This window comes from Streptomyces sp. NRRL B-24085, from assembly GCF_001282115.1.
In the GTDB taxonomy this organism is placed as follows: Bacteria; Actinomycetota; Actinomycetes; order Streptomycetales; family Streptomycetaceae; genus Streptomyces.
This window is the reverse complement of the sequence record NZ_LJBR01000173.1, coordinates 1-13,770: the sequence shown is the minus strand read 5'-3', so window position 1 is coordinate 13,770 and position 13,770 is coordinate 1. Positions and strand designations below refer to the sequence as shown.

9 protein-coding genes and 1 riboswitch are annotated in these 13,770 nt (G+C 72.0%); of the genes, 6 read left to right on the top strand and 3 right to left on the bottom strand.

Annotation, left to right across the window (positions count from 1 at the left end):
- Window positions 1-7 precede the first annotated feature (7 nt).
- Window positions 8-805, bottom strand: coding sequence for a tyrosine-protein phosphatase (locus tag AOJ26_RS20195; RefSeq protein ID WP_053849723.1), 798 nt, complete (start codon window positions 803-805; stop codon window positions 8-10).
- Window positions 806-1,012: 207 nt separating this feature from the next.
- On the opposite strand from AOJ26_RS20195, the gene AOJ26_RS20190 reads away from it, so the two are divergent.
- From AOJ26_RS20190 to AOJ26_RS20175, 4 genes are all read left to right on the top strand, one after another.
- Window positions 1,013-3,088: an alpha-galactosidase gene (locus tag AOJ26_RS20190; protein WP_053849722.1), complete on the top strand. Its 2,076-nt coding sequence runs from the start codon at window positions 1,013-1,015 to the stop codon at window positions 3,086-3,088.
- 296 nt (window positions 3,089-3,384) lie between these two features.
- Window positions 3,385-3,555: riboswitch (cyclic di-AMP (ydaO/yuaA leader) on the top strand.
- A gap of 4 nt (window positions 3,556-3,559) precedes the next feature.
- The gene (locus AOJ26_RS20185) at window positions 3,560-4,522 is read left to right on the top strand and encodes a M23 family metallopeptidase (protein WP_053849721.1); all 963 of its coding nucleotides are present in this window, start codon (window positions 3,560-3,562) and stop codon (window positions 4,520-4,522) included.
- Between the two features lie 234 nt (window positions 4,523-4,756).
- Window positions 4,757-5,518, top strand: a complete 762-nt coding sequence (locus AOJ26_RS20180) for a DUF6250 domain-containing protein (RefSeq protein WP_053849720.1) — start codon at window positions 4,757-4,759, stop codon at window positions 5,516-5,518.
- 145 nt (window positions 5,519-5,663) lie between these two features.
- Window positions 5,664-6,449 carry an SGNH/GDSL hydrolase family protein gene (locus AOJ26_RS20175; protein WP_053849719.1) on the top strand — a complete coding sequence of 262 codons (786 nt, stop codon included), beginning with the start codon at window positions 5,664-5,666 and terminating at the stop codon, window positions 6,447-6,449.
- A 542-nt stretch (window positions 6,450-6,991) separates the two neighbouring features.
- Here AOJ26_RS20175 and AOJ26_RS20170 read toward each other — a convergent pair.
- Together AOJ26_RS20170 and AOJ26_RS20165 are read right to left on the bottom strand one after the other, a co-directional pair.
- A complete protein-coding gene (locus tag AOJ26_RS20170) occupies window positions 6,992-7,600 on the bottom strand; it encodes a TetR/AcrR family transcriptional regulator (RefSeq protein ID WP_179200223.1) in 609 nt (202 codons plus the stop codon).
- Window positions 7,601-7,649: 49 nt separating this feature from the next.
- Window positions 7,650-8,828: a glutamate dehydrogenase gene (locus AOJ26_RS20165; RefSeq protein WP_053849717.1), complete on the bottom strand. Its 1,179-nt coding sequence runs from the start codon at window positions 8,826-8,828 to the stop codon at window positions 7,650-7,652.
- A 176-nt stretch (window positions 8,829-9,004) separates the two neighbouring features.
- On the opposite strand from AOJ26_RS20165, the gene AOJ26_RS20160 reads away from it, so the two are divergent.
- Window positions 9,005-10,180 carry an MBL fold metallo-hydrolase gene (locus tag AOJ26_RS20160; RefSeq protein ID WP_053849716.1) on the top strand — a complete coding sequence of 392 codons (1,176 nt, stop codon included), beginning with the start codon at window positions 9,005-9,007 and terminating at the stop codon, window positions 10,178-10,180.
- 975 nt (window positions 10,181-11,155) lie between these two features.
- On the top strand, window positions 11,156-13,770 hold a 2,615-nt coding region (locus AOJ26_RS44455), incomplete at its 3' end, for a sensor histidine kinase (RefSeq protein ID WP_234358618.1).

Below are 13,770 nucleotides of genomic sequence, written 5' to 3'. Positions count from 1 at the left end.
CCGCCGGTCAGTCGAGCAGGCGCTCCCGCAGCCGCTCACGGATCTCTGGAGTCAGGCCGAGACCTTCCTCCAGATAGGCGTCGACGCCGCCCCATGTCTCCTCGATGGTGTCGAAGGCCGCCGTCAGGTACTCGGCGCGGGCCTCGAACAGGGGGCTGAGCAGCTCCATGACCTCGGGGGAGTAGGCGTCGGCGGAGGTGCTGGTGCGGCGGACCTTGTAGCGCCGGTGCTTGGCGTTCGACTCCAGGTAGTCGGCGATGATCGCCTCGCGCTCCACGCCCAGGGCGAGCAGAGTCACCGCGATGGACAGACCCGCGCGGTCCTTGCCGGCCGCGCAGTGCATGAGGGCGGGCACGCTGTCCTCGGCGAGGGAACGCAGCACCTGGGCGTGCTCGGCGGTGCGCTCCTTGACCATCGTGCGGTAGGAGTTGATCATTCGGTCCGCGGCCTTGCCGTCACCGAGGAGCTCGCGGAGCTGTTCTATGTCGCCGTCGCGGACCATCTTCCAGAACCAGGTCCCCTCCGCCGGGTCGCTCAGCGGCAGGTTCACATTGGTGACGCCCGGCAGGTCGACGTCGGGGCCCTCCAGCTTCTGGTCCGCCGCGTTGCGGAAGTCGAAGATCGTGTGCAGCCCCAGGGAGGCGAGGAAGGCCGCGTCGTCCTCGGTCGCGTGCGCGAGGTGACCACTGCGGAACAGCACTCCGTGCCGCACCCGCCGCCCGTCCGCCGTCGGCAGTCCGCCCACGTCACGGAAGTTCCGGACACCTGCCAGTTCGGGTTCGGTCGACGGGACCTGCTGCGTCACGGGGGCTCCTCCCAGCCGGGCGCCGCCGACGCGGCTCGTCGGCGGGGCACGTCCTCGACGATACGACATGGATTCCTGGGCCAATGAGTTGTCCACAGGGCCGGCAATGACTTGTCCACAGCCATTGCAGCCAGGGCCGTCCGCCCTTGATGATGTTGGGGCCTGAGCGCCCCTGTTGGCACCTGTTCGGATCTGTGAGGAAGCACCATGCTGGAGATCGCCGAGAACGGCCGTACGTGGATTCTGTCCGGGCCGGCCAGCAGTTACGCCCTGCACCTCACCGCCGAGGACGAGTTGCTGCACCTGCACTGGGGGCCGAGGATCGCCCTGGCCGACGCCGAGGCCCTCGCCGTGAGTCCGCTGCCCGGGTACTGGCCCTTCGAGTCCCCGCTCGACGGCCGCGAGGAGTACCCCGTCGAGGGCGGCCCCCGCTTCACCCGCCCTGCCCTGTCCGTCCGCACCGACGAGCGCCGCGGCACCGAGTGGAGCTTCGAGGCGTACGACACCGAGGGCGACGAGCTGCGGCTGCGGTTCCGCGACGGCGGACTGACCGTCACGCTGTACTACCGGATGCGCGGCGACGTGCTGGAGCGCTGGGTGACCCTCGACAACCGGGGCCCGGCCCCGGTCGAGCTGCTGCGCGCCGACTCCGCCACCTGGACCCTGCCCGACCGCGAGGACGGCTGGCGGCTCTCCCAGCTGCACGGCCGCTGGGCCGCCGAGTCCCTGCTCACCCGGACCCCCCTCACCTATGGCGAGAAGGTCATCGGCAGCCGTCGCGGCCACACCGGGCACCAGCACCTGCCGTGGGTCGCGCTCGACACCGACGCCACCGAGGAGCGGGGCGAGGTCTACGGTGTCGCCCTCGGCTGGTCGGGTTCCTGGCGCATCGCCGTGGCGCAACTGCCCGACGCGCGCGTGCAGATCACCGGCGGCGCCGGATACGACGACTCGGGGCTGCTCCGGCTGGCGGCCGGGGAGTCCTTCACGACGCCCGTCTTCGCGGGCCTCTGGAGCGACGCCGGCCACGGCGGCGCCAGCCGCGCCTGGCACGCCTACCAGCGGGCGTACGTCATCCCGGACGCGGACCAGGACCGGCCCGTGCTGTTCAACTCCTGGGAGGCCACGAACTTCGACATCTCCGAGGAGCAGCAGGGCACCCTCGCCCGGCGGGCCGCGGCGATCGGTGTCGAGCTGTTCGTGGTCGACGACGGTTGGTTCGGCGCCCGCACCAGCGACCGGGCCGGGCTCGGCGACTGGGCGCCCAACCCCGACCGCTTCCCCGCCGGCCTCAAGCCGCTCGGTGACCAGGTGCACGCGCTGGGCATGCAGTTCGGCATCTGGGTCGAGCCGGAGATGATCAACCCGGACAGTGAGCTGTACCGCGCCCACCCGGACTGGGTGCAGTACCAGACAGGACGAAAGCGGACGGAGTTCCGCAACCAGCTGGTGCTGAACCTCGCGCGCGAGGATGTCCAGGAGTATCTCTGGGAGCAGCTCGACACCCTGCTCTCCTCGGCCCCGATCGACTATGTGAAGTGGGACTTCAACCGCTGCTTCACGGATGCGGGCTGGCCCGGCGACGCCTACCCGCAGCGCCTGTGGGTCGACCATGTGCGCGGCTTCTACGCCCTCCTGGACCGGTTGCGGGAGGCCCACCCGGGCGTGGCCTTCGAGTCCTGCTCCGGGGGTGGCGGCCGGATCGATCTCGGGGTGCTCAGCCGCACCGACCAGGTGTGGACCTCGGACAACACCGACCCCCTCGACCGGCTCGCCATCCAGCACGGCTTCAGCCAGATCCATCCCGCGCGGGTGATGGCCGCCTGGGTCACCGACAGCCCCAACACCCAGCTCAACGGCAGGGTGAGCTCACTGCGGTTCCGGTTTGTCAGTGCCATGGCCGGGGTGCTGGGAGTCGGCGGGGACCTCACCGAGTGGACCGACGAGGAGCTGGCCGAAGCCCGTCGGTGGGTGGACCTCTACAAGGAGATCCGGCCCGTGGTGCAGCGCGGCGACCTCCACCGCCTGCGGCCTCCGCGGGGCGGGCTGAGCGCGGTGCAGTACGTCCTCGGGGACGAGACCGTCGTCCTCGCCTGGCTCCAGGCGCAGTCGTACGGCGAGCCCGTCCCCTCGCTGCGGCTGCGAGGACTCGACCCGACAGCGGCCTACGAATGCCTCGAAACGGGTGAAGTACACCGAGGGGGCGTATTGCTGCATCACGGACTTCGTACCGGTTTGCGCGGGGATCTGGACGCGACGGTCATCCGACTGCGCCGCATCTAGGGCTTCTGTCCTGTTTGGTGCTTTGCATCCAACTCCGCCCAGGATGAGGGGTCCTGTGAATTCATGACGTGAGCAGCGTCATATCCGTGACGGTGCGTCGCGCGTCATGTTCACGTAATTCATGGGCCCCTCAAGGGGATTCGGGTGGGTGAAGGGCGCCTGATTTACGCAGGGTGACCGGTAATTCTCATTAGGGATCAACAGAAACGCCCGCGCGGGCAACCCTTCACTTGTCCCTTTGCGTCTTGCTCGTTTACGTTCGCCACCGATCCGGTCGGACGCCCAATCCTGCCGCCGAACGGATTCCGCACATCCACTCACCCGTGTACGGCAGGAGCGGGGGACCCACAGGCACAACCGCCTGTTCCGGTCTCCGGAACAGGCTAGGGGTCAAGTCGCGTTTCGGCGCGGCCGAGCATCTCCAGCTCGCACCCGACAGCTCACCTCGCAGGCGCCGGAGAGGAATTCGCCATGCCCGCGAAGGGTAAGCACCGCCGTCCGAAGTCCCAGCGCTTCACCCGCTCGATCGCCGTCGCCGGAACCGGGGGCGCCGCGCTCGCCCTCCCGCTCTTGGGAGCCACCGGGGCCCACGCCGCCCCTTCCCAGTCCGTTTCGGAAAAGGCCGTCCAGTCGCTTCCGGTCACGCAGAAGTCCGCCGAAAAGACGGCCGCGAAGAAGGACAGCGCGAAGACCGCGACCGTGCGCACCTATTCGGTGCGGGTCGGCGACTATCTCTCGAAGATCGCCGAAGAGCAGCACGTCAGCGGTGGCTGGAAGAAGCTGTACGCCGACAACCGTGAGGTCGTCGGTGACGACCCGTCGCTGATCCACCCGGGGCTGAAGCTCTCGATCGGCAAGAAGGCCAAGACGGGCGCCACGAAGTCCCACTCGTCCTCTTCGTCGTCCTCGTCCTCTTCCCCGGCGAAGACCGAGAAGACGAAGACCGGGAAGGCGGAGGCGAAGAAGTCCTCGTCCGCCAAGTCGGCGGCCGCCACCCAGAGCACCCAGAGCTCGACCACCGCCGGCGGCTTCACGCTTCCGGTCAGCGGTGCCACCGTCGGCACCGGGTACCGCGTCTCGGGCAGCATGTGGTCCAGCGGCTACCACACCGGCGTCGACTTCGTCGTCCCGACCGGCACCTCCCTCAAGGCCGTGGGCGCGGGCACCGTCGTCTCCGCGGGCTGGGGCGGCGCCTACGGCAACCAGGTCGTCATCAAGCTGGCCGACGGCTACTACGCGCAGTACGCCCACCTGTCCCAGCTCTCCGTCTCGGCCGGCCAGGCCGTGACCGCGGGCCAGCAGATCGGCCTCTCCGGGGCGACCGGCAACGTGACCGGCCCGCACCTGCACTTCGAGATCCGCACCACGCCGGACTACGGCTCCGACGTGGACCCGGTCGCCTACCTCCGTTCGAAGGGCGTCGCCGTCGGCTGACGACGCCTCATGTGCCACCGAAGGCCGGACCCCGATCCCCGGGTCCGGCCTTCGGTGTGTGCGGGAAGGCGCTGTGGCTGTACCGGTCTGCGGTTTCATGATCGCTTCGTTGCGTTCTTGTGGCGGGCGCGCTCGGGGCGTCGACAGGTGGGGGAGGGGCGGGGCACAGTGAACTCCGTTGCCGCGCAAGCGCTTTCTAAGGGTCCAGTCCCTTCACGGAAGGAACCGTCCGCCATGACGACCACGCGCAGAGCCTTCGGAGCCCTCGCGGCCGGTGCCGCCCTGACCGCCCTCGCCCCCGCGGCCACCGCGAGCGCCGCGGCCACCGTGAGCGCCGCAGGTGCCGCGAGCGCGGTGGGTGCCGCGCCTCGCCACCGCCGGCTTCTCGCCCATGACGACTTCCGGCACGGCCTCGCCCGCTGGGCCGTGGAACTGGAGCGGGGCGGCACGGTCACCGCGCGGCGCGGGATCCTGGAGGTCGACGTGCCGGCCGGTGCGACGATCTGGTTCCGGCAGCCGCTCGAAGGGCCGTACGTCCTGGAGTACACCGCCACGCCCGTGTCCGCGGGCGGGGTCAACGACCGGGTGTCCGACCTGAACAACTTCTGGAACGCGGTCGACGTCCGGTCCCCCGACGACCTTTTCGCCACCCACCGGAGCGGGGCGCTCGCGGAGTACGACCACCTCAAGACGTACTACTCCGGCTACGGCGCCAACTACAACACCACGACACGGCTGCGCCGTTACGTCGGTGAACCGGGTGTGCGGCCGCTGATCCTCGACTACACCGAACCGCTGCTGGTGGCGAACGAGCCGAACCGGGTGCGGATCGTCTCCGACGGTTCCACGGTGCGGTGGTGGAACAACGGGCGGCTCGTCTTCGACCACGTCGACCCGGAGCCGTACACGCGGGGGCACTTCGCGTTCCGGACCACCTGGAGCCACTTCCGGATCAGCGACTTCAGGGTGTGGCGGTCGCAGCGTCAACATTCCTGATGAGAGGCGTATTCCTGGTTTGCCCAACACTTTAGGAGTGGCTTATCTCACCGCCCGTCAAGCTCTTCCTACGGTCGCGTAGGTCACATTCGAAGGTGAATCATGAACGGCTGTGGCAGACGATTCGAAGAATGACAGCAGCTCAGTGATCGGGTCGTACGTGGCGGTGGGGGACAGCTTCACCGAGGGCGTCGGCGACCCCGGCCCCGACGGGGCGTTCGTCGGCTGGGCCGACCGGTTCGCGGTGCTTCTCGCCGACCGGCGGCCCGAGGGCGACTTCAGGTACAGCAATCTCGCCGTCCGCGGGAAGCTCCTCGACCAGATCGTCGAGGACCAGCTTCCGCAGGCCGTCGAACTGGCGCCGGACCTGGTGTCGTTCTGCGCCGGCGGCAACGACATCATCCGGCCCGGTACCGATCCCGACGAGGTCGCCGAGCGCTTCGAGCGGGCCGTCGTCCGGCTCACGCAGGCGTGCGGCACGGTCATGGTGACGACCGGTTTCGACACCCGTGGTGTGCCCGTGCTCAAGCATCTGCGCGGCAAGATCGCCACGTACAACGGACATGTGCGGGCCGTCGCCGACCGGTACGGCTGCCCGGTGCTCGACCTGTGGTCCCTGAAGACCGTCCAGGACCGGCGGGCCTGGGACAACGACCGGCTGCACCTCTCTCCCGAGGGCCACACGCGCGTGGCGCTCCGCGCGGGACAGGTGCTGGGACTGGAGGTCCCGGCGGACCCGGACCAGCCCTGGCCGCCGCTGCCCCCGCGCGGGCCACTGGACGTACGGCGGGACGACGTGCACTGGGCGCGCGAGTACCTGGTGCCGTGGATCGGGCGCCGGCTGCGGGGGGAGTCCTCCGGGGACCATGTGACGGCGAAGGGTGTGCTGTCGCCGGACGACATCAAGACACGGATCGCGACAGTGGCTTGAGGCATGGCGAGGCCCGTGCTCCGGGCCCGTGTGTCCTGGGGCAGTGGTCGGGGCGTGGGGGGCGTCCGGTGGGCGTCCCGGCTGCGCGCGGTCGGCTGGGCGGGCTCCGTGGCGTGAGGTGGCTTGAGGCGTCGGCGGTGCCGGTGTCCTGAGCCGGGGCGGGTGTGTCCGGCGTTCGTGTGGGGGTCTTGTGCCGGCGTCCGGGCCATGTGTGGTTGCTGGGTGGGCGTCGAAGCGCGGAGTGGTTGAGACGTGCGGGGTGCTGGTGCGTCGCGGGCCGGGGCGGAGTGCGTTCGGCTTCCGTGGTCGGGGTGTCCGGCGGGGGGTTCGCATGCGTGTAGTTGCTGGGCGGGCCGCGTGGGGTGAAGTGGCTTCAGCTGTGGGTTCTGCCGGTGTCCTGGGGGCCGTGTGTGGTTGCCTGGGCGGGCGCATGGCCTGAGGTGGCTTGAGGTGTGGGCGGTGGTGGTGTGCCAGGGCTCGGGCGGGGTGCGTCCGGCGGCCGTGTCGGGGTGGCCGGTGGGCGTCCCGGTTGCGTGTCGGCGCTATGCGGGCTTCGTGGGGTCCAGTCCGAGTTCTCGTGACAGGGCCTCGTCCACCCACTCCTGGGCCCGGTACCTGGCCACCGCGCCCGCGTAGGACGTCAGTTGGACGGCCAGGCCGTCCAGGAGGGCGGTCAGGCGCAGGGCGGTGGCCTCCGGGTCCGGGCAGTGGAACTCGCCCGCCGCCACGCCCTCGGCGATCACCTCCGTGAGCGCCGCCTTCCACCGTCTGTCGAGATCGCGGGTGACCTCCCGCAGCGCCGGATCGCGCAGGGCCACCGCCCAGCCCTCGATCCACAGGCGCCAGCCCTTCGCCTGACCCGTCGGGGCGTACCGGCGCACGGCCGACCGCAGTCGGCGCAGAGCGCTGGTACGGCGGCCGAGGAGCTTGCGCAGACGGGCCAGGTCGTCTTCGGCGGCGTAGGTGAACGCGGCCGCGACCAACTGCTCCTTGGAGGAGAAGTGGTAGAGCACCAGGGCGTTGCTCACCCCGAGCGCCGAGGCCACGTCGGCGATCCTGACGGCCGCCACGCCCCGCGCCTCGATCTGCTCGATGGCGGCCCGCAACAGCTCCTCACGCCGCTCGGCCACCGTCAACCGCACTCTCGCCACGGGGTCACCCTAATCCGTCCGCCTGTGCGGTAGCGCGGGACGGGCCAGGTCAGCGGTACCGGCCGAACCGCTCCGCGATCACCGGCAACCGGTCCGCGACCAGCGCGTGCGCGGCCGCCCGCGGCGAGGTGCCGTCGCTCTCCGCGCGCGCCAGCACCTGCCCGACCAGGGCGCGCATGGACCGTCGTACATGTGCGAAGGCCTCGTCCGCGTCCGGGCCGATGTCACCGAACAGGGTCCACCACCACCAGGCGTTCGTCCCGGAGTTGACCACCACGTCCGGCAGCACGGTCACCCCGCGCGCGGTCAGCAGGGCCTCCGCCGCGGGCAGTACGGGCATGTTGGCCGCCTCGACGATCCAACGGGCCCTGACCCGCTCCTGGTTGCCGGTGTCGATCGCGTACGACACCGCCGCGGGCACGAGTACCTCCGCGTCGAGGGAAAGCCAGGCCTCGCCCGGCAGTTCGCGGTCGTCGGGGCGGAGGGCGGAGCGGTCCACGGTGCCGTGGGCGTCCCGGGCGGCCAGCAGCGCCTCGACGTCGAGCCCCGCCGGGTTGAAGACCGTGCCCTTGATGTCGGCGACGGCCACGACCGTGAGCCCCGCGCGCGTGAGGAAACGGGCCGTGGCCCCGCCCATGGTGCCGAGACCCTGCACGGCCACGCGCGTGCCCGCGTACGGAACTCCGGCCGCGTCCAGGGCCGTGAGCACCGACTCGGCCACCCCGCAGCCGCCCGCCAGCGCGTCCAGCCCGATGCCGTCCACCTCCACGGCGAACGCCTCCGCGAGCCGCCGCCGGGCCGCGGCCTCGTCGTCGAGCAGCGGATAGACCGCCTGGATCGAGGAGACCAGGCCGGCCTCCGCGGCCGCCCGGTCCACCAGGTCCTGGCTGAGCCCGAGATCCTCGCCGGTCGTCCAGAAGTTCTCGACGTAGGGCCGCACGGCGCGCAGGTAGCGCACGAGCAGGCCGTACGCCTCCGGGTCCCGGGGGTCGCAGTCGATGCCGCCCTTCGCCCCGCCCAGCGGGACGTACCGGGCCGCGGGGTCGTAGTGCAGGGCCTCCTTCATGGTCATGCCGCGGGCGAGCCCGGCGACCTCGTCCAGCGTGCAGCCCGGGCGCATCCGCAGACCGCCGCTGGCGACACCCCGCACCAGCCGGTCGACGACCAGGAAGCCCTGGCGGCCGGTGACGTGGTCGGTCCAGGTGAGCGACAGCAAGGGAGTGGTCACACGGGCTCCGGTACGGGCGGACGGCTACTGAACGGGGAGTCAGTATTGGCATCCGGCCGAACCCTGTCAACGCGATCGGCTCCGACGGCGTCCTCACGGGTGTGACCGGGCAGACCCCGGCACTGTCAGAGGGGCGGACCATAATGGATGCCTCAGCGACTCCACCTGGAGGTACCGTGACCGGCTTCCGTCCCTTGAGCTCCGGGCTCCGCGCGCTGCAGCCCGCGGCCTTCGGCGCGGACCCGAGCGGTGAGCGCATGGCGCGCATCCGCAGATCCCCCCACTTCGCGGACGGTGTCTTCCAGAACCCCGGCGGAACCGCCCGGACCCGGCCCGAGGGGTCGGCGCTGGAGTTCGCCAGAACCTTCTTCGACAGCGACGGACGGCAGCAGCGGGCTCCCGAAGGCCGGATCCCCGTGCATGCCACGACCCTCGCCGACCTCTCCAAGCCCCCCGCGACCGGGCTGCGGCTGACCTGGATGGGGCACTCCAGCGTGCTCGCCGAGATCGACGGGCGGCGGGTTCTGTTCGACCCCGTGTGGGGTGAGCGGTGCTCCCCGTTCCCCTTCGCCGGGCCCCGGCGGCTGCACCCCGTGCCCCTGCCGCTGGCCGCGCTCGGGCCGGTCGACGTCGTCGTCATCTCCCACGACCACTACGACCACCTCGACATGCCCACGATCAAGGAACTCGCCGGCACGGACACCGTCTTCGCCGTGCCGCTCGGGGTGGGCGCCCACCTCGAGCACTGGGGCGTGTCCGCGGACCGGCTGCGCGAGCTGGACTGGCACGAGTCGACCCAGGTAGCCGGGCTGACGCTGACGGCCACCCCGGCACGGCACTTCTGCGGGCGGGGGCTGCGGAACACCCAGCACACGCTGTGGGCGTCGTGGGTCGTCGCGAGTGGGGAGCACCGGATCTACCACAGCGGTGACACCGGCTACTTCGAGGGGTTCAAGGACATCGGCGCGGCCTTCGGGCCCTTCGACGCCACGATGATCCAGCTCGGCGCCTACTCGGAGTTCTGGCCGGACATCCACATGACGCCCGAGGAGGCCGTGCGGTCCCACCTGGATCTGCAGGGCGGGGACGCGGCCGAAGGCGTGCTGCTGCCGATCCACTGGGGCACCTTCAACCTCGCGACGCATCCCTGGGCGGAGCCCGCCGAGCAGACGATGCTGCTGTCCCACAAGGCCGGGGTTGCCATGGCCACGCCTCGGCCCGGTGAGCCGTTCGAGCCGGGGGCGGTCCCGGTGGTCGATCCGTGGTGGCGGGGCGTGGCCAGGGCGCCTGTCGGGGGATGGGCCGAGTTGCCGACGGTTGTGGGGGAGCCGGAGCCGTCGGCGGAGCGGTGAGCTGAGAGCGCGGGGCCGGCGCCGGCCCCGCTACCTGTGCGGCGCCGGGTCCGGTGGTGGTGCCTGTCCCGGCGCTGGTCCCGACGCTGGGTCGGTTGTGGTGCCGGTCGGGTTGTGGTGCCCGTCGGGTGGTGGCGACGGTCGCGTTGCGGTGCCGTCGGGGGTGGGGCGTGTAGGGCCGCGGGGGCGGTGCCGCTGCGGTCGATCGGGCGGGTCCGCAGCGGCGACAAGGCCCGGTGGCGTCGGGCGGTCCGTGACTTGCCGGGCCAGGGGACTCCGACAGCCGTGCCCGGCCCATACCGGGATTCCGTCGGTGACGTACCAGCGGCACCGCGCCGGCCGCCCCCACGCCGCGGGCGTTGATCCCGCCTCGGTTCCCGTCATGGGGACGGACCCCCGCGGCACTGCCCGGTGGCTCGGAGGACCGACACGGTCAGTAACGATCCGGAAGGCTCGGGCCAAGGCTCCGGAGGGGTGCCGGTGGGCCTGCCGTACCCGCGAGGCGGGCGGTGCGACGACCGAGGCGCGCGTACGCGCCGGGTTTCTCGTCGGCCGCGTGTGACCGGTTCTGACCAGGGCTGATCGGTATTCACTCGTTCGAGGGTGCCCGGTCGGTCGGCTTGTCGTTCTGTCGTGCGAGTCCTCATACCAGAGCGGGACGCTCCGCGGGGGAGTTTGTCAACTGCCGCTCGCACATGATGCGTTGGCGACTACTGTGAGTGTCCGCCGGGCGACGAGGTGTTGAAGTCTTCGGTTCTCTCGACCGGTACGCCATGACGCATGCCCACGGCGAACAGCCGAAGGGGCGGGGAGGAGGGAGGCGACGCGCCGGTGACCGACGACCATGCCGCCGCACGAGCCGCCCGGCGAACCGCCCCGAAGCCCGTAGGGGCACACGCCGGAGCCCGCCGACCCGGGCCGGTCGGCCCGGAGCCCTCCGGCCGACAGGACCGACGGACCAGTACAAGGACACCGATGTCTCACCTCCGCGCACCGGCCGCACGCGCAGACCGCCGCGAGGGCGGGCGGCACGGGCGGCCGGTCGCCCGTCCCGCCCCCTCGCTGCCTGAGACGCACATACGGCCGCAACTGCTGCGGCTGGCCGTGCTCCCGCCGATCGCGGTCGCCCTCAGCGGCTGCGCGGCCGTCCTGTTCACCGTCCGCTCCACCGGGGCCCAGCCCAGCCTCGTCCTGTGGGGTGTCCTGGCCGGCGCGGTCTCGGTGACCCTCGCGGGCATCCTCATCGCCGCCGTCGCGGCCGACCGCGCCGCGCAGACGGTGAGCGACCGCGTCGGAGCGCTGCGCCGCAGCAGCGCGCGCCGCGAGGCCGATCTGCGGGCCCTCGTCGAGGGGCTGCGCCGCGGCGAGATTCCGTCCGCGCGCACCCCGCGCGGCGGTCCGCCCGACGGCGCCGACGACTTCGAACTGCTCGCCGCCGACCTGGCCCGGGCCCACGACGGGGCCGTCACCGCCGTCGTCCAGGCCGCCCAGCTCTCCAGCCAGGCCGGCAGCGAACAGAAACTGGAGGTCTTCGTCAACCTCGCGCGGCGGCTCCAGTCGCTGGTGCACCGCGAGATCTCGATCCTCGACGAGCTGGAGAACGAGATCGAGGACCCCGACCTGCTCAAGGGGCTCTTCCACGTCGATCACCTCGCCACCCGGATCCGCCGGCACGCCGAGAACCTCGCCGTCCTCGGCGGTGCCGTCTCGCGCCGGCAGTGGAGCAACCCGGTCTCGATGACCGAGGTGCTGCGTTCCGCCATCGCCGAGGTCGAGCAGTACTCGCGGGTCAAGCTCGTGCCGCCGATCGACGGCACCCTGCGCGGGCACGCCGTCGCCGACGTCATCCACCTGCTCGCCGAACTGGTCGAGAACGCCACGGTGTTCTCGGCACCGCACACCCAAGTGCTGCTGCGCGCCAACCTCGTGACCTCCGGGCTCGCGGTCGAGGTCGAGGACCGCGGGCTCGGCATGCCGGTCGCCGAACAGCACCGGATGAACGCCCTGCTGGCGGACCCGGACCAGGTCAACGTCGCCAGTCTGCTGGCGGACGGACGCATCGGGCTGTTCGTGGTCTCGCAACTCGCGAAGCGGCACGGCATCCACGTCCGGCTCCAGTCCAACATCTACGGCGGTGTCCAGGCCGTCCTCGTCGTGCCGCAGGCGCTGCTGGGTTCGGCGCCCGGAGTCGTCGGCGCACAGCACCCGGAAGCGGCGGGGACGGGCGGCGCCGCCGGAGTGGCGGGCGCGGCCGTGGCACCGCAGGGGCCGGGCCAGGCACGGCCGGCGCACGAGGCCCGGCACCGGGGAGCGCCCGCGGAGCCGCACCCCGGAAGCGATCCGCAGCGGCGGGAACACCGGGGCACGGAGTCCGGTCCGAACGGCAATGCGGAGCCGGTGGCGAAGAACGGCACGGTGGTTCCGCGGGGCGCCCGCCACGGACGGGACCGCCGCGGGCCAGGGGTGAACGGCAGTGGCCGCGCGGCGGACCACGGTGGCCGTGCGCCGGGCGGCAGGGCGGACGTACCCGCCGGCGACGGGGTTGCGCCGGGCGCCGGCGCGGCCGTGTCGCGCCGTGGGCCTGGCGGCGGCGAACCTCTGCCCGGTGGCGGTGGGTCCGCCCTGAACGGCGGCCCGGGCGTACCGGGTGCCGGCAGCCCCGTGTCCAGCGGTGTCTCGCCGGTCAGTGGCAACGGATCCCCTCTGAACGGTGGCTCGGTGGTCCCGGGTGGCAGCGGCCCGGGGCACCTCGCGGGTGGGGCCCCGTCCGGTGGGAGCGGGGCCGTGGCCGGTAACGAGGGCACGGTGACCGATCGGCAGCCCGGTGAGGGAGGCGGGCGCAACGGCGGAGCGCGTTCCGGGCGCCCCGCGCCGCTGCCCGTGCGCGGTGCCCGCGGGTCGCGGCCCACGCCCGCCGACGCCGTGCCCGGGATCAGGCCCGACGACCGGCCGCTGGTCGCGGAGCACGTGATCGCACCGCCCACCCCGCGCACCGGGACCGTGCGCGGCACCATGGGCAAGCCCCAACTGCCCCGGCGCCGCGCTCAGGAGCACATCGCCCCTCAACTGCGCGGCGGACCGGCACCCCGGCAGGACGCCGAGCACCTCGCGGGTCACGACCCGGGACTGATGGCGGCCTTCCAGCGCGGGATCAGCCTCGCCGAGGCTCAGCAGCACCTGGAGCCGGATGACGGTGAGCCGACCACGGCCGTGCCGCTGTCCCTGCCGGTGCCGTCACCACGTAGGGAGGCCGACCGCATGGCGCCCAACCACATGGCGCCCAACCACATGGCGCCCGGTCACATGGACTCGGCCCACGTGCAGTCGGCCCATGTGGAGTCAACCCATGTGGGGCCCGGCTCCACAGTGCCCGGCCACATGTCGTCCGGTCCCATCGAGCCCGCCCAATCCGCTCCCGCGGACGTGGCCGCCATGGACTCCGCCCACATGGACCCCGCCCACACGGACCCTGCCCACATGGCTACGGACCGCCCGGATCCGGCGGCGACGGCCCGTCCGCACAGGGACACCGCCTACCCAGGCCCGGCCACCGGGGACCCCAAAACCTCGGCTGCCTCCTCTCCTGGGTC